The following is a 16,125-nucleotide window of genomic DNA, read 5'->3' on the forward strand; positions in this document are numbered from 1 at the left end:
GCAAGATGCGGATCCTCGTCCTTGCAACAAGCCAGACATTCTACCCTGTGGCACTCCGCGGGGAATCGAAGCACTATGCTTCAACGGTTCAACCGGAAGTAGGTATCGAGCAGGGAAGTCTTGTACACCACGCCGAGCAGAACGGGGTCTTTCAGATCCCGCACTACCGGCAGCCGTTCGCCCTGGTGCGTCAGGAATCGCTGCAGCGCGTCGCTTAGCGACATGTCCGGCGTGATGACCGCCAGGAATTCGCTTCGCAGGAAATCCTTCGCCTTTCTTGAACCGGCCGCATCCGCGTCAGGCAGGATGGTGGCGAGATCCTGCAGGGCGACCACCCCTTGATAGCGGTTCGCGTCATCGACGATATAGACATACTTCACCGGGTACTGAAGGAACAGCCGCGTCAGATCCTGAAGTGGCGCATCGAGCGGAAGGACGGTCTGCGCAGGCTTGATGAAATCCTGCATGCGCGTTGCGCGCAGGCGCAGACGGGCCCGCTCGGCTTCTTCGCGCCTGGAGGTGATTTCGTACATCGTTGTACCTCCGATGCTGCGCGCGATGAAGTAGGAGACGACGCAGGACAGCATCAGGGGCAACATGACCTGGTAGCTCAGGGTCATCTCGAAAATCATGAGGATGGCCATCAGGGGCGCACTGGTCGCCGCCGCAAGAAAAGCACCCATGCCGACCATCGCGTACGTGAACGGAGCGGAGACCGCGTGCGGCCATAATTCGTGCATGCCCTGGCCGAACAGGAAGCCGAATGCCGCTCCGACAAACAGGGTTGGCGTGAAGATGCCGCCGACGGCGCCGGAGCCGACGGTCGCGGCGGTGGCGATGATCTTGAAAACCAGCACGAGCAGCACCGCCTGCCATGCCCAGTGCGTGTGCAGCAGGGAGTTGACCACGCTATAGCCGTTGCCCCAGACCTGTGGTACCCAGACGGAAATGATGCCGACGATCAGGCCTCCGAGTGCGAGCCGCACGGGGAGGGGGAAATCAGCCTTCTGGAACTTGCGCTTGACGAGGTCGAGCAGCCGCAGGAACTGTGGTGCGAAGAAGCCGGCAAGCAGGCCGAGCGCAACGAACAGAAGGACTTCCAAGTTGGCAATCGGCGGAAACACCGGCATTTCGTAGGTGGGCTGATAGCCGGGGAACTTGCGCATCGTGATGTTTGCCACGACGGACGCAACCATCACTGGCCCGAGACTGTCCATGGCAATCACGCCCAGCACAATTTCGGTGATGAAAAATGCACTCGCGATCGGCGCGTTGTAAGCCGCCGTAATGCCGGCCGCTGCACCGCATGCCACGAGCAGGCGCAAGCGGGACGGATCAAGATGGGTTACGCGACCAGTCAGCGACGCGCTCAATGCGGCCAGTTGCACCATCGACCCTTCGCGGCCGATCGATCCACCGGAGGCGATGGTGCACAGCGAGGAGAGGCTGCGCAGGATGGTCTGCGACACGGAGACATGGCCTTCGCCCAGGGCGATCGATTCCATGTAGTCCGAGGTGCCTCCCGATGTGCGCCGCTTTGCGGCGACGAGGAAGATGCCCGCGAGGATGCCGCCCAGGGCCGGCAGCACAACGCGGGCCTGCCATGGCAGGGCTTCCGCGATCTCGACAAAGGAACCGCTGCGGCCGAGAAAGAGCCATTGCAGGCCGCGCAATGCGTCGCGGAAGATGATCGTTGCCAGCGCGCCGACAAAGCCAACCACCGCCGCCCAGGGGAGCATGGCCGGCGCCTCTGACAGCTCCAGCAGACGCTGCAGGCGAAGTTTGGCTTTAAGGAGAAGGGCTAGCACGGTCGCAGGGGGCTTCGATGGCGGACGTATGGCAGCGTCCGACGCGAATCATTTTTTCACGAGGGGATCGACAAAGGTAAAGGAATGACCACCGGATGTATGGCCGCCATCAACCTGATCGAACCAACTAACGAATGCACAACATCAAGCAGCGCATGCAGGTTGATGTTATATCACACGTTCGTACGGCGCAAAAACGAAGGCCTGCACGAAAGCGGCAGGCCGGATTAGTACGTGCTACCCATCATCGCATTTGCCATGCTGGTTAGATGGCCGTTCTGGACCTTTACGCGGCGTCCTTGCGGCGTTCGGCAGGACGGCGCTGGAGGGCGGGGATCTGGGCACGCGGCTTCTTGCCCGCTGCGGGCTGTGCGCTGCTTTTCTGCGGAGCCGGCGTGCGTGCATTGCCGTTGCCGGCTGTTTTGCCAGCGGGCTTGTCACGCCTGCCCTGGTTCCGCCCGCCGGCATTGCCGCTGCGCAGCTGGATCGGCTGCGGGCGCGCATTCGGATCGGGCTCGAAGCCAGGAATGACCTCCTGGGGGATACTCCGCTTGATCAGTTTTTCGATCCCCTTGAGCATGTCGTGTTCGTCCACACAGACGAGCGAAACGGCTTCGCCGGTGGCGCCGGCGCGACCGGTACGCCCAATCCGGTGTACATAATCTTCCGGCACATTTGGCAGGTCGTAATTCACGACATGCGGCAACTGGTCGATGTCGATGCCGCGTGCGGCAATGTCCGTCGCCACCAGCACCTGCAGGCTGCCGTTCTTGAATTCGGAAAGCGCGCGGGTGCGTGCTGACTGGCTCTTGTTGCCATGAATGGCGAGTGCTGTAATGCCGTCCTTGCTCAGTTGCTCGACCAGCTTGTTGGCACCATGCTTGGTGCGGGTGAACACCAGCACCTGCGACCACTGCCGCGAGCTGATAAGGTGGCTCAGCAGGGGATGCTTGCGGTTGCGGTCCACCGGGTGGATTTTCTGCGCAATCACGTTGACCGTGGAGTTGCGCCGTGCGACTTCAATCATCGCCGGCGCATTCAACAGGCTGTCGGCCAGTGCCTTGATTTCGTCGGAGAAGGTGGCGGAGAACAGCAGGTTTTGGCGCTGCGTGGGAAGTGCGGCGAGTACGCGGCGGATGTCGCGGATGAAACCCATGTCCAGCATGCGATCAGCCTCGTCCAGTACCAGGATCTCGATCTGCTTCAGGTCGATCGTTCCCTGCTGCATATGGTCGAGCAAGCGTCCCGGCGTGGCGACAAGAATATCAACACCCCGCTCCAGCTGCTTGATCTGCGGATGGATTCCGACGCCGCCAAAAATGACGGCCGAATTCAGCTTCAGGTACTTGCCGTAGATCCGGACGCTTTCCTCGACTTGCGCAGCAAGCTCGCGGGTTGGCGTCAGGATCAGCGCGCGGATAGGCTGGCGCGCGCCTCCGGTGAGATGTTTGCGCTGCGCGAGGCGTTGCAGGATTGGCAAGGTAAATCCTGCTGTCTTGCCGGTGCCGGTCTGTGCACCGGCCAGCAGGTCACCGCCTTTCAGGACGGCGGGTATGGCCTGGGATTGAATGGGAGTCGGGGCGCTGTAACCCTGTTCAGTAACAGCTCGGATGATTTCTTCGGACAAGCCGAGTTCGGAAAAAGACATGAACACTCAGTAAAAAAGATTTGCCTGCCGTTTCGGGCAGTGGAAAGCGTCGGTCAAGGGCAGGCTGGGAATCCGCGGCCCGGGAAATGGCGTTGCGCGCCAGGCGGGTTGCGCGATTGCAGTACCCGCTCTGGCTGCGCCGGATCAAGGAGATTATTTTGCAAAGGGCGAGAGAAGGTTCACCATCTGGGCAAAGACTTTCGGTGTGCCTGCAATCACGTTGCCGTTGTACAGATAATCGGATTCGCCGGAGAAATTGGAAACGATGCCGCCAGCCTCCGTGATGAGCAGTGAACCGGCAGCCATATCCCATGGCTGCAGGCCTTTTTCAAAGAAGCCATCGTAGCGGCCTGCCGCGACATAGGCGAGGTCTAGCGCAGCTGAGCCTGGACGCCGCAGGCCGGCGCATCTTTCGGACAGCAGCTTGAACATTTTCATGTATTCATCCAGGTCGTCGGTGCCGCGGAACGGGAATCCCGTACCGATCAATGCGTCGGCCATTTTGTCGCGACGGCTGACGCGAATGCGCTTCTCGTTCAGGTAGGCACCCGCGCCCTTGGTCGCTGTAAACAAATCGTTGCGGGTCGGGTCGTAGACAACTGCCTGCGTGATCTGGCCGCGCTGCTGGAGCGCAATCGATACGCAATACTGGGGAAAGCCATGGATAAAATTGGTCGTGCCGTCGATCGGATCGATGATCCAGACGTTGTCGTTTTCGTCGTGCAGATTGGATGATGCGCCGGATTCCTCCGCCAGAATCGCATGGTCTGGATAGGCGGTTTTCAGGACTTCGATAATTGCTTGTTCGGCAGCCTGGTCGACTTCGGTAACGAAATCGTTATGGCTCTTCTGCGTGACCTTGACTCGGTCGATGTCGAAGGAAGCGCGGTTGATGATGGAGGCGGCGCGACGGGCAGCCTTCACCGCCGTGTTCAGCATGGGATGCATAGGAGGGTTCCGTTAAAATTGCGGTACCGTCGCATACCGCGTCCGGAACCACATTGAATTGAATTAATGAACGATGCGGCAATCCGGCCGGGCAATTCCAAGCAATCCATTACCGCGCAATGCCGCTATTTTAAATGAACCAGCCAGGAACAAGTACTTCTCTTTTCGCGCGCTTGCGTTTCGTGTTGGTGGAAACCAGCCATCCAGGCAATGTTGGCGCCGTCGCACGCGCGATGAAAACCATGGGCTTTTCGCAACTCGTGCTGGTCAATCCGCGTTTTCCGGATGTTCTCCAGCAGGAGGAGGCAATTGCTTTTGCCAGCGGTGCCCTGGATGTACTTGGAGCGGCCAGAATCGTCGGATCGTTCGAGGAAGCGCTGGACGGCTGTAATTTTGCAGCTGCCTTGAGTGCCCGGCTGCGGGAATACTCGCCACCCGTGCTGACGCCTCGGACTCTGGCCGCCCATCTCATGGCGGGTGACAGCCTGAATGCGGCATTGGTGTTCGGCAGCGAACGGTATGGTTTGCCGAACGAGATCATCGAGCGGTGCAACGCCCTGATCAACATCCCGGCCAATCCGGATTATTCGTCCTTGAACCTGGCGCAGGCCGCGCAAGTGCTCGCCTATGAAGCCCGGCTTGCGAGCACGGGAGACGCCATTCCGCCGACGGTGATTGGTTTCCAGGGAGAGGCTGCCAGTCTTGCCCAGATCGAGGGAATGTACGCACACTTGGAGCAAGCCCTGGTGGCAATCGACTTCCTTGATCCTGACAACCCCAAGAAGCTGATGCCACGGTTCAAGCGCCTGTTTTCAAGAACGCAACTGGAAACTGAAGAAGTCAATATTCTGCGCGGGATTGCACGGCAGATTTTACTGAAACTGGGACGGTGAGCCTCCCGTGCCGGGAGGGACATCTCAAATCTGCTGGTGAACTACCTCTTGGCTATGTTGCTACAGGTGCGGGAATGTTGAGGTTATCAATCCTTCAAGCCCACGCCCGCAACAGACCGACTGCCAATCCTTCCAAGGCGAATTCCTGCGCTGAATCGACACGGATCGGCTCGAAGTCCGGGTTCTCGGGCAGCAGTTCAATGACTGATCCCGTCTTCTTGTAGCGCTTGACGGTGACATCGTCACCAAGCCGGGCAACGACGATCTGGCCGTTCTTTGCGCTATCGACTTTCTTGACCGCAAGCAGGTCACCGTCAAGGATTCCGACGTCCCGCATCGAAAGCCCGCGCACCTTCAGCAGGAAGTCGGGCTTCGCGGAGAACAGTGATGGATCAACGCTGTAAGTCGCTTCGATATGTTCCTGGGCAAGAATCGGTGAACCGGCAGCCACCCGGCCGACCAGTGGCAGGCTCAATTGCATCAGCGATGGATGGGGCAGGGACATTTGTCCGGAGTTGGATTTCGTCAGCCCGATTCCTGAACCGAGCTCGCGCAAGCGGATGCCGCGCGACGTGCCGGGGGAGATTTCGATCGCACCCTTGCGTGCCAGCGCCTGCAAATGTTCCTCTGCAGCATTGGCTGAACGAAAACCGAGTTCCGCGGCAATTTCAGCACGGGTCGGGGGGAAACCGGTGTTTTCAATGGCTTCCCTGATCAGGTTCAGAATCTGTTCCTGGCGTGCGGTCAGTTTGATCATGGCGGATAGCGAACGCTGGCAAGCGCTGTGCATAAAGACAGGCTGTATTTTTATACAGCTCATATCGAAATGCAAGCGTATTCGCCGCCAAAATGAATAAAAGTGCTGGGAAGGCGGCTTAAGAGCTTGAATGCATTGAATTTTCTTTGTAATCGCGTTATTATTTCTGGCTTTCCTCTTCCCACACCCGTCTTGACGCCGGGGTGGGCATTTCTCAAGTCCACAAGGAGATTACATGCGTCATTATGAAATCGTATTTATCGTCCATCCGGATCAAAGCGAGCAAGTGCCCGCAATGATCGAGCGCTACAAGGGCATCGTCACCGCGCGCAACGGCAAGGTCCACCGTGTCGAAGACTGGGGTCGTCGCCAGATGGCTTACATGATCCAGAAGCTGGCCAAGGCGCACTATGTCTGCATCAATATTGAGTGCGACAACGAAACCCTGGCTGAACTGGAAACCGGCTTCAAATTCAACGACGCCGTCCTGCGCCATCTCACCGTGAAGATGAAGAAGGCCGAGACCGCGCCGTCGCCGATGATGAAGGCCGTACAGAAGGAAGACGCTGCCAAGAGCCAGCGTGCAGAGGCGACCGCTGCGTAATTGCAGCTGCCGGGGAGTGTGAATCAGCTTCAGCTAGTTGCAAGCATTGCCGAGCGGGACGTCATGCGTTACACGCCGGCAGGCATTCCGATTGTGTCAGCCAGGCTGGCTCACGGATCCGAACAGGTTGAAGCAGGCATCCCGCGCCAGGTCGAATTTGAAATTGCCGCTATTGCAGCAGGCGAAATTTCAGGAAGGTTCAACCAGGCGGAATTGGGAGTGGCATTTAGATTCACCGGATTCCTTGCACGCAAGAGCCGCAACAGCAAAGGCCTCGTGTTCCACGTCATGGATTTCGAGACCTATACACCAGATCACTAGATACAGGAGCCAAACATGGCATTCGGTAAAAAATTCGACAAGAGCAAACTCAAGCAAAAGCGCCAGCAGCAAAACCCGCTGTTCAAGCGCAAGAAATTCTGCCGCTTCACCGCCGCTGGCGTTGAGCAAGTGGATTACAAGGACATTGACACCCTGAAGGATTTTGTTCAGGAAAACGGCAAGATCATGCCGGCCCGCCTGACCGGCACCAAGGCGCACTACCAGCGTCAGGTTGATACCGCGATCAAGCGCGCGCGCTACCTTGCGTTGCTGCCGTACACCGATCTGCACAACGCCTGATTGCGACTGAAGAATAGGAGAAAAACATGCAAGTCATTCTGTTGGAAAAAGTCGTCAATCTGGGCAACCTGGGTGAAGTGGTCAAGGTCAAGGACGGTTACGCACGTAACTTCCTGATCCCGCAACGCAAGGCACGTCGCGCTACCGCAGCCGCCGTGGCCGAATTCGAAGCCAAGCGCGCCGATCTGGAAAAAGTAGCAGCCGAGAAGTTGGCTGCAGCGCAGGCGCAAGGCGAGAAGCTGAACGGCATGACCGTCCAGATCAGCCAAAAGGCTGGTGTTGACGGCCGTCTGTTCGGTTCCGTGACCAATGCCGACATCGCTGATGCCGTGACCAAGCAGGGCTTCCCGGTCGAGAAGGCGCAGATCCGCATGCCGCAAGGCCCGCTGAAGACCGTTGGCGACCATCAAGTCTCCGTGGCACTGCATACGGACGTTATTGTGGACGTCACCGTTTCCGTGTTGGGCGAACAAGCCTAAGTCGCAGCAAACGCATCATGAAAAAGCCGACCCGAGGGTCGGCTTTTTTATTTGGGCGTGGACCGAAATTCAATGCCCGAGCGTGATGCCCGTGTTCTTCCTGGGCCTGGTCAGCCACACCATGCCGATCAGTGCGAAAAACGCGATTCCGCAATACAGGAAAAATTCATTGGTCGCGAGCATGTAGCTTTGTGCGTTGATCATGCGCTCGACCACCGCATAGCCTTGTTCAGGCGACAGGCCGCCGGCCTGGAGTGTGCCAAGATACTCGTTGCTGGCGGGCGAAAAGCGGGAAACGTTTTCGACGAGGCGCGAATGATGGTCGGAAGCGAGGTGTTCCCACGTCGTCACGCTGATCGCAGTGCCCATTGCGGCACCAAGCGTGCGAAGGAAGTTCGATAATCCCGTTGCGCCGGCCATGTGGTCCGGCGTGATATTCGAGAGCATCAGCGTCTGTACCGGCAGGAAGAAGCATGACATGCCGATGCCTTGCACGAGACGCGGATTGACGATATCCCAGAAGCCGACATCAAGCGACATCTGCGTGTTCCAGAGCGATACCGCGCCCATCACGGTGAAGGCGAAGGTGGCCAGCACGCGCAGGTTCAGCCACGCCACGTTACGCGCGATGATCGGCGACAGGATCAGCATAAAGATGCCAATCGGGGACATTGCAAGTCCGGCTTGCGCCGACGTGTAACCCATCACCATTTGCAGCCAGAGCGGGAAGATCACGACGGTGCCGAAGTAAGTCATGAAGCCGACAGATAGCAGGATGACGCCGTAGCAGAAATTCTTGTCTGCGAACAGTTGCAGTTCCACGATGGGATGGTCGGACGATGTCAGCACCCATGCAATGAAAAAGGTGAGGGTAACGACCGCGGTAATGCCCAGCGCCGTGATGAACGGTGATGCGAACCAATCGTAGTCTTTGCCGATTTCCAGCATCAGTTGCAGGCTACCGACGCCGACGACCAGCAGGACCAGACCGACGACGTCGAGCGGAAGCTTGAAGGTCGGCGATTCGCGCTTGCGCATCAGGGTCCAGATGGTGATGCCGCCGAACAGGCCAATCGGAATATTGATCAGGAAGATCCAGGACCAGTGGAAGTTGTCACTGATATAGCCGCCGAGAAGCGGACCGGCAATCGGCGCCAGGATCACTGTCATCGCCCACAACCCCATCGCTGCGCCGCGTTTTTCGGGCGGGAAGTTGCGAACCAGCAGCGTCTGCGACAAGGGCACCATTGGGCCGGAAACCAGGCCTTGCAGCAGGCGGAGCACGACCAGCATCTCCAGGTTGACCGAAAACGCTGCCAAGGCCGACATGAGCGTGAATGCCAGTACCGACATGGAAAAGAGTTTTACTTCGCCGACACGCTTGGCCAGCCAGCCTGTCAGGGGCACGGCGATGGCGGCGGCAACTGAGTACGCGCTGATGATCCATGTGCCCTGGCTGGACGACACGCCGAGTGCGCCTGCAATGGTCGGAATCGAGACGTTCGCGATCGTGATGTCGAGGATTTCCATGAAGGTTGACAAAGCTGCCGCGATCGTCAGCAGGGCGAGCGCTGGACCGCTTAACGGGGGCAGGGCGGGCGGCTTTGTTGGCATACCGACGGCTGCAGGTGTGGAAGTCGTCTGGGAGGACATCCGGTTTCCTTATTTCAGGTTGGCCGCAATGACCGAATCAATGTGCGCTTTTGCCTGCGCTTCGACTTCTTCGGCCGCAGCTGCATAGGCAGTCATTGCACCGGCAGTTCCGACGGCGTCACCGACGCGCGGGCCTTGCTGGTCGTGCAGGTCCACTTCCGCGCGCATTGACAGTCCGATGCGCAGCGGATGCTCCGCCAGTTGCTTCGGATCGAGGGAGATGCGCACTGGCACCCGCTGCACCACCTTGATCCAGTTGCCGGTCGCGTTCTGGGCGGGCAGCAGGGCGAAGGCCGAGCCAGTGCCAGCGGCCAGGCCGACGATCTTGCCTTCGTACTTGACCTTGCTGCCGTACAAATCCGAGATCAGCGTGACTGGTTGGCCGACATGCATTTCGCGCAGTTGCGATTCCTTGAAGTTGGCATCGACCCAGAGTCGGTCGAGCGGCACGATCGCCATCAGCGGTGCGCCAGGCGTGATGCGCTGGCCGACCTGCACGCTGCGCTTGGCAACCTGCCCCGTGACCGGCGCATACAGCACGGAACGTGACTGCGCCAGCATGGCTTCGCGCACGCGTGCCGCGGCACGCTGCACATTCGGATGATTGGCGACGGTCGTGCCTTCGGTCAATGCGCGTCCGGAGACGAGCTGTTCTGTGGCGGCAGCAAGCGCGGCCTGAGCCGTATTGACTGCACTTTCGGCATGCCGGATTTCTTCGGCAGACACGGCCCCGGAGCCCGCGAGCGCCTTGCGGCGCGCGAGGTCATCCTTTGCTCTTGCCAGTTCTGCCTCGCGTACCGAGAGGTTGGCTTTTGCCTGTGCTTGCGCGGCGAACAGGGTGCGGACTTCGCGCACGGTCTGCGCGAGCTGCGCCTCAGCCTGCGCCAGCGCGACATCGGCATCGGCAGTGTCGAGGCTGATCAGCGGCTGGCCGGCTTTGACCAGGTTCGTGTCGTCGGCATGGATTTTCGCTACCGTGCCAGCGATCTGCGGCGTAACCTGGACGACGTTGCCTTGCACATAGGCGTTATCGGTATCTTCATAATAACGGGACACCAGAGTCCAATAGCTGCCATAGGCGATACCGGCGACAACAAAGATGGCGGCGATTGTCGTCAGCACTTTCTTGCGTTTCGGCGATCCGGACGGTTTGCTGCTTGCAGGTGCTTCGGATGGCGTGAACGGCGCAGAGCCGGGCGTGTTGCTGGGGGAATTGGGTACGGCACTCATGAATTTCTCCTGGATTCGGAATTCTTTGTCATTGGTGGCGATTGCCAGCCTGCGGGCCGGCAGATAGTTGCGGCGCTGTGCCGGTTTCGCTGAAGCCGCCGCCGAGCGCACGGATCAGGCTGACCTGCAGGTCGTCGCGGCGCGCCTTCACATTGGCGAGCGCCCGCCGCTGCGCCAGCAGTTGCGTTTCAACCGTTAGCACGGTCAGATAAGGCGACAGTCCGCCCTTGTAGCGCAGGGTCGCCAGTCGATGCGCTTCGTCGGCAGCGGACAATGCTTCGCGCGCGGCTGCTTCTTCGCGCGACAGGTCGGCAATGCGCGTCAACTGCTCCGCCACTTCCTGCGCGGCAGCAAGGACCGACTGGTTGTACTGCGCAACAGCCGCATCGATATCGCTCGCCTTGCCGGCATAGTTCGCCCGCAGCCTGCCGCCGTCGAAGATTGGCAAGCGGAATGCGGAGCCGACGCTGTTGATCAGGCTGCCGCCGGAGAAGAGCTGGCCGAGCCCGATCGACTGGAAACCGATGAACGCGTTGAGATTGATACTGGGATAGAACTGCGCCTTTGCCGCTTCCGCTTCACCGAGAGCGGCCGTAATGCGCGCGCGTTGTGCGGCGAGTTCTGGGCGGCGTGCGAGAAGATCAATCGGCAGGTTTACCGGGATGTTGAATGGTACCGCAGTCATCGTCGGTCGCTTGATGGCATCGGCGGCAGCCGGCATGTCGCCGGCCAGCGCTGTGATCTGCAGGCGAGTGACCTTGATGGTGGTGGCGAGCTGTTCCAGGTCGATGCGCAGCGCCGCTTCATTGGTTTCCGCCTGCTTGACTTCAACGCGCGTGTCCAGGCCGTTTGCCACCCGCTCATCGATCAGTTTGCGGATGGCGCGACGCTGTTCAAGCGTTGCCAGCAGGATGTCCTGCAGGTCGTACTGTGAAGCGAGTTGTGCGTAGGCGCGGGCGATGGAGGTTGTCAGTGCCAGGCGTGCGGCATCGTGGTCGAATGCGGCGGCCTTGAGCTGTGCCTGCGCGGCGCGGATCAGGGCGTCATTCCTGCCCCACAGGTCGAGCTCATAGCCGAAGTTGACTACGGCCTGTCCCTGACTGATGTATTCGCCGCCTTTGCCGAGGGGAGGCCTGGGCAGCAGGTAGTTCTCGGACTGACGGCCGTAGCTTGCGTCGACGCCGGTGCCGACCTGCAGTGATTCCGTGGATCGCGCAAGATTGGCTGCGGCCTGGGCACGTGCAATGCGTGCTTGCGCGGCAGCGAGCGTCGGATTGTTTTTCAGCGCGCGCTGCATGAGTTGGTCAAGCTGGTCGTCACCGTAAGCTGACCACCACCCGTCCTGCGGCCAGGTATCGGTGTCTTGCGCGCTTGGCGCATGGGTTTCCAGTGCGATGCTGTCGATTGGCTTGACCTGTGGCGGCACCGGTTGGTATCCCGCGCAGGCGCTCAGCAGGGAAACCATGGAAACGACGCCGAGCCGTGTTGTGCGGCGGTTGATGCGCGCTTGAAGCAGTCGAAGAATTCTGGTCATTTGTCTTCTTGTCCGTCGGTTTGGAGTTGGGCGCTTTGTCGTCAGGCGTTGCTCACCATGCGGCGCAGGAAATCCTTGAACTGGGCGATTTCCGCAGCGGAGAAACCGCGCAGATGGTGGTTCAGTGCATCGATGACAACTTGGGTCATTTGGTCCGCGAGCTGGGTCCCCTTGGCGGTCAGGGCAACTTCCACCACGCGCCGATCTTCGCTACTGCGCGCGCGTTCGATGAAGCCTTTCTCTTCGAGCCGGTCCAGCATGCGCGTCATCGCGCCGGTATCCGTCATCTGGTCGCGCGAAAGATCTGCGGCGGTCTTTGCATATCCATGCGCCAGCCTCAGGATGATGCCGAGCTGGGCATGCGTCATGTCGAATTCGGCGAGGCCGCGATCCACGGTGAGCGTCAGCTTGCTACCGGCGCACTTGAGCAGGTACCCGATACTTTCGCCGGGGGTGAAATTCTTCAGGGAATAGGGGTGGGACATGGTGTCAGTCTGATCATGACAAGAGACGGCAATATAGCTGCCTAGGCAGTCAATGTCAAGGCAACTAGTGCCGCGTCAGTAAATTGGTGAAATGCAAGGAATTGGCGTTTCGGCAATGCCGAATATTCCCCGTGTTGCCGTGCTGAAGCGCAGGGTGTGCAGGTATAATGCGCGCCATGAATACCCGCACTGATCCTCAACTGGATTCCCTTCGAGTACCACCCCATTCCATCGAAGCAGAGCAGTCCGTATTGGGCGGACTATTGCTGGACAATTCGGCGTGGGATCGCATCGCGGACTTTGTTAGTGAAGACGATTTCTATCGTTACGACCACCGCGTCATCTTTCAGCACATCGTCAAGCTGATCAACGCTACGAGGCCGGCCGACGTTATCACCGTGTACGAGGCGATGACCACCAGCGGCAAGGCGGAAGAGGTCGGCGGGCTGGCTTACCTGAACGCGCTGGCACAGAACACGCCGTCGGCAGCCAACATCCGCCGCTATGCCGAAATCGTCCGCGACCGCGGTGTGCTGCGCAAGCTGATTACGGTGTCGGATGAAATCTCTACCCAGGCGCTCAATCCGCAAGGCAAGGAAGTCAAGCAGTTGCTTGATGAAGCCGAGTCAAAGATTTTTGCAATCGCCGAAGAAGGTGCGCGTGGCGCCCAAGGCTGGCTCGCGATCCAGCCGCTGCTCACCCAGGTGGTCGAGCGCATCGACGAGCTGTACAACCGCGACAACCAGAACGACATCACCGGCGTACCGACAGGTTTCCTGGACCTGGACCGCATGACCTCGGGCCTGCAACCGGGCGACCTCATCATCGTCGCGGGACGCCCATCGATGGGCAAGACGGCGTTCTCCCTGAATATTGGCGAGAACGTGGCCATCGACAGTGGCCTCCCGGTTGCCGTGTTCTCCATGGAAATGGGTGGCGCACAGCTCGCCATGCGTATGCTCGGCTCGGTGGGCCGGCTCGACCAGAGCCGCCTGCGGATCGGCAAGCTGAATGACGAAGACTGGCCGCGCCTGACGCACGCGATCCAGAAGATGAATGAAGCGCAGCTCTATATCGACGAGACGCCCGCGCTGAACCCGATCGAATTGCGTGCGCGTGCACGGCGCCTGTCGCGCCAATGCGGACGCCTCGGATTGATCATCATCGACTACCTGCAGCTCATGTCGGGCAGTTCGTCCGGTGAAAATCGTGCGACGGAAATTTCCGAGATTTCGCGGAACCTGAAAGGCTTGGCCAAGGAACTGAATTGCCCGGTGATTGCGCTGTCTCAGTTGAACCGTTCCCTGGAGCAGCGTCCCAACAAGCGTCCCGTGATGTCCGACCTGCGTGAATCCGGCGCCATCGAGCAGGACGCCGACGTGATCCTGTTCATTTACCGCGACCAGGTGTACAACCCGGACTCCCCGGATAAGGGCACGGCGGAAATCATTATCGGCAAACAGCGTAACGGCCCGATCGGCACGGTGCGCCTGACCTTCCTTGGTGAATACACGAAATTCGACAATTACACCGGCGGAAATGCGATTTTCGACAATGAGTAAGGGCGCCTTTCCGGCCGCTATTGAAAATCGGAACGATTGAATGCTTTAACCAAAAGAGAGAGCAATTATGTTTGGACGATTGATGCCCACCGAGGGAAAGTTTTTTGACCTGTTCAACCAGCATGCGGATTTCTGCGTGAAAGGCGCAAAGGAAATGCTGGCGCTGATGACCAATTTCGACGATCTGGAGCATCGCGTCCATGCCATTGAAAGCGTTGAAAAGCAGGCCGACAAGGTCACGCACGCAACGCTGGAACTGCTGCACAAGACCTTCATCACCCCGCTCGACCGCGATGACATCCACAAGCTGATCACCAGCATGGACGACATCCTCGATCTGCTGGAAGACGGCGGGCAGACGATTTCCCTCTATGACATCAAGTCGATCACGCCGGAAGCCAGGCGCCTGGCCGAATTGTGCCTGGCATGCACCGAGAAAATGAAAACCGCAGTCGGCCTGCTGCACAGCATGGACAATGCGCACCAGATCCTGTCCATCTGCGAGGAAATCGACCGTCTCGAATCGGACGCCGACCACGTGATGCGTGCCGCAATGTCCAAGCTGTTCCGCGATGAGCCGGACGTACGCACCCTGATCAAGCTGAAGGCGATCTACGAAATTCTGGAAACCGTGACGGATCGTTGCGAAGACGTTGCCAACATCATCGAAGGCATCATCCTCGAGAACGCCTGATGCTGCGTGCGCGGGAGTCGCTGCAGCAATCCGAAACGATTACAACAAGAATTCTATGCCCACCCTTCACATCAGTATCTATGTCCTTGCCCTGTTGATCGGGCTTGCGGTCCTGTTCGACTTCATGAACGGCTTCCATGACGCGGCGAATGCAATCGCCACGGTGGTATCCACTGGAGTCCTGAAGCCGCAAACCGCAGTTGCCATGGCTTCCGTGTTCAACATCGTTGCGATTTTCTTCTTCCAGCTGAAAGTAGCGAGCACGATCGGCAAGGGTACGATCGACCCGATTGTGGTCGATCATTATGTGATATTCGGCGCGCTAGTCGGCGCGATTTTCTGGAACGTGGTGACGTGGTATTACGGCATTCCGTCCTCGTCGTCCCATGCGCTGATCGGCGGACTGGTCGGCGCTGCGGTGGCGAAGTCGGGTACCGGCTCGCTGATTGCCTCCGGCCTGGTCAAGACCATCGCCTTCATCGTACTGTCGCCGCTGCTCGGGTTCATTTTCGGTTCGATCATGATGGTAGTGGTGTCATGGATCTTCGTCGGATCGACGCCGCGGCGCGTGGATAAATGGTTCCGCCGCATCCAGTTGCTTTCAGCGTCCATGTACAGTCTCGGGCACGGCGGCAATGATGCGCAGAAGACCATGGGTATCATCTGGATGCTGCTGATCGCATCCGGCTACCCTGGGGCAAAGGATTCGCTGCCATGGTGGGTCGTGATCACGTGTTATACGGCCATCGGCCTGGGCACGCTATTCGGCGGTTGGCGCATTGTTAAGACGATGGGGCAGAAGATCACCAAGCTCAAGCCGGTCGGAGGCTTCTGCGCCGAGACTGGCGGTGCGATCACCCTGTTCCTGGCGACCTGGCTCGGCATCCCGGTGTCGACGACGCACACGATTACCGGCGCCATCGTGGGCGTGGGTTCATCGCGCAAGATGTCGGCCGTGCGCTGGGGCGTGGCCGGCAATATCGTCTGGGCCTGGATCCTCACCATCCCGGCATCGGCCTTCGTTGCGGCCATCGCATGGTGGATCGGAACGAAAATCCTCTAACAGGCTGTTGAAAAACTACTGCGCGGGCCGATCTTGTGGCCTGCGGTGCTCTGCGTACTACTCGTACGCGTGCGCTCGTCGCGCCTACGCGGCCCGCCCGCAATCTCGGTTCGCTCGCTACGCTTTTAACAGCCTGCTAAGCCTCA

General features: G+C 59.3%; 16 protein-coding genes. 8 read left to right on the forward strand and 8 right to left on the reverse strand.

Annotated features, from left to right (window positions below; translation table 11 throughout):
* Window positions 1-80: 80 nt before the first annotated feature.
* From VJ698_RS22820 to VJ698_RS22830, 3 genes are all read right to left on the reverse strand, one after another.
* On the reverse strand, window positions 81-1,808 hold the full coding sequence (locus VJ698_RS22820; protein ID WP_324105118.1) for a ClcB-like voltage-gated chloride channel protein: 1,728 nt from the start codon (window positions 1,806-1,808) through the stop codon (window positions 81-83).
* A 286-nt stretch (window positions 1,809-2,094) separates the two neighbouring features.
* A complete protein-coding gene (locus tag VJ698_RS22825) occupies window positions 2,095-3,456 on the reverse strand; it encodes a DEAD/DEAH box helicase (protein WP_324105119.1) in 1,362 nt (453 codons plus the stop codon).
* A 153-nt stretch (window positions 3,457-3,609) separates the two neighbouring features.
* Window positions 3,610-4,404, reverse strand: a complete 795-nt coding sequence (locus VJ698_RS22830) for an inositol monophosphatase family protein (protein WP_324105120.1) — start codon at window positions 4,402-4,404, stop codon at window positions 3,610-3,612.
* 134 nt (window positions 4,405-4,538) lie between these two features.
* On the opposite strand from VJ698_RS22830, the gene VJ698_RS22835 reads away from it, so the two are divergent.
* Window positions 4,539-5,297, forward strand: a complete 759-nt coding sequence (locus VJ698_RS22835; protein ID WP_324105121.1) for an RNA methyltransferase — start codon at window positions 4,539-4,541, stop codon at window positions 5,295-5,297.
* A 94-nt stretch (window positions 5,298-5,391) separates the two neighbouring features.
* Here VJ698_RS22835 and lexA read toward each other — a convergent pair whose 3' ends face one another.
* Window positions 5,392-6,054, reverse strand: a complete 663-nt coding sequence (gene lexA / locus VJ698_RS22840) for a transcriptional repressor LexA (RefSeq protein WP_324105122.1) — start codon at window positions 6,052-6,054, stop codon at window positions 5,392-5,394.
* A gap of 235 nt (window positions 6,055-6,289) precedes the next feature.
* Here lexA and rpsF point away from each other — a divergent pair, with 235 nt between their 5' ends.
* The 4 genes from rpsF to rplI are packed head-to-tail and all read left to right on the forward strand — an operon-like array spanning window position 6,290 to window position 7,758.
* Complete coding sequence (gene rpsF, locus VJ698_RS22845) at window positions 6,290-6,658, forward strand: 30S ribosomal protein S6 (protein ID WP_324105123.1); 369 nt, start codon at window positions 6,290-6,292, stop codon at window positions 6,656-6,658.
* Window positions 6,659-6,676: 18 nt separating this feature from the next.
* Window positions 6,677-6,979 (forward strand): primosomal replication protein N, encoded by a 303-nt coding sequence (priB, locus tag VJ698_RS22850; protein WP_324105124.1) that lies wholly within the window; start codon window positions 6,677-6,679, stop codon window positions 6,977-6,979.
* A gap of 15 nt (window positions 6,980-6,994) precedes the next feature.
* Window positions 6,995-7,279: a 30S ribosomal protein S18 gene (gene rpsR, locus VJ698_RS22855; RefSeq protein WP_089397949.1), complete on the forward strand. Its 285-nt coding sequence runs from the start codon at window positions 6,995-6,997 to the stop codon at window positions 7,277-7,279.
* 26 nt (window positions 7,280-7,305) lie between these two features.
* Window positions 7,306-7,758 (forward strand): 50S ribosomal protein L9, encoded by a 453-nt coding sequence (gene rplI / locus VJ698_RS22860; RefSeq protein ID WP_324105125.1) that lies wholly within the window; start codon window positions 7,306-7,308, stop codon window positions 7,756-7,758.
* Between the two features lie 69 nt (window positions 7,759-7,827).
* Here rplI and VJ698_RS22865 read toward each other — a convergent pair whose 3' ends face one another.
* From VJ698_RS22865 to VJ698_RS22880, 4 genes are read right to left on the reverse strand one after another with little or no spacing between them, the layout of a single operon-like run.
* Window positions 7,828-9,411 carry a DHA2 family efflux MFS transporter permease subunit gene (locus VJ698_RS22865; RefSeq protein WP_414691214.1) on the reverse strand — a complete coding sequence of 528 codons (1,584 nt, stop codon included), beginning with the start codon at window positions 9,409-9,411 and terminating at the stop codon, window positions 7,828-7,830.
* 9 nt (window positions 9,412-9,420) lie between these two features.
* Window positions 9,421-10,641 carry an HlyD family efflux transporter periplasmic adaptor subunit gene (locus tag VJ698_RS22870; RefSeq protein WP_324105126.1) on the reverse strand — a complete coding sequence of 407 codons (1,221 nt, stop codon included), beginning with the start codon at window positions 10,639-10,641 and terminating at the stop codon, window positions 9,421-9,423.
* A gap of 28 nt (window positions 10,642-10,669) precedes the next feature.
* Window positions 10,670-12,175, reverse strand: a complete 1,506-nt coding sequence (locus VJ698_RS22875; RefSeq protein WP_324105127.1) for an efflux transporter outer membrane subunit — start codon at window positions 12,173-12,175, stop codon at window positions 10,670-10,672.
* A 41-nt stretch (window positions 12,176-12,216) separates the two neighbouring features.
* Window positions 12,217-12,660: a MarR family transcriptional regulator gene (locus tag VJ698_RS22880; protein WP_324105128.1), complete on the reverse strand. Its 444-nt coding sequence runs from the start codon at window positions 12,658-12,660 to the stop codon at window positions 12,217-12,219.
* Window positions 12,661-12,836: 176 nt separating this feature from the next.
* On the opposite strand from VJ698_RS22880, the gene VJ698_RS22885 reads away from it, so the two are divergent.
* The 3 genes from VJ698_RS22885 (at window position 12,837) to VJ698_RS22895 (ending at window position 15,979) form a co-directional block, all read left to right on the forward strand.
* Window positions 12,837-14,222 carry a replicative DNA helicase gene (locus VJ698_RS22885; protein ID WP_324105129.1) on the forward strand — a complete coding sequence of 462 codons (1,386 nt, stop codon included), beginning with the start codon at window positions 12,837-12,839 and terminating at the stop codon, window positions 14,220-14,222.
* A 67-nt stretch (window positions 14,223-14,289) separates the two neighbouring features.
* The gene (locus VJ698_RS22890; RefSeq protein WP_324105130.1) at window positions 14,290-14,916 is read left to right on the forward strand and encodes a DUF47 domain-containing protein; all 627 of its coding nucleotides are present in this window, start codon (window positions 14,290-14,292) and stop codon (window positions 14,914-14,916) included.
* 55 nt (window positions 14,917-14,971) lie between these two features.
* Window positions 14,972-15,979 carry an inorganic phosphate transporter gene (locus tag VJ698_RS22895; protein WP_324105131.1) on the forward strand — a complete coding sequence of 336 codons (1,008 nt, stop codon included), beginning with the start codon at window positions 14,972-14,974 and terminating at the stop codon, window positions 15,977-15,979.
* Window positions 15,980-16,125 lie beyond the last annotated feature (146 nt).

This window comes from Noviherbaspirillum sp. (genome assembly GCF_035254685.1).
Classification (GTDB): domain Bacteria; phylum Pseudomonadota; class Gammaproteobacteria; order Burkholderiales; family Burkholderiaceae_D; genus Noviherbaspirillum.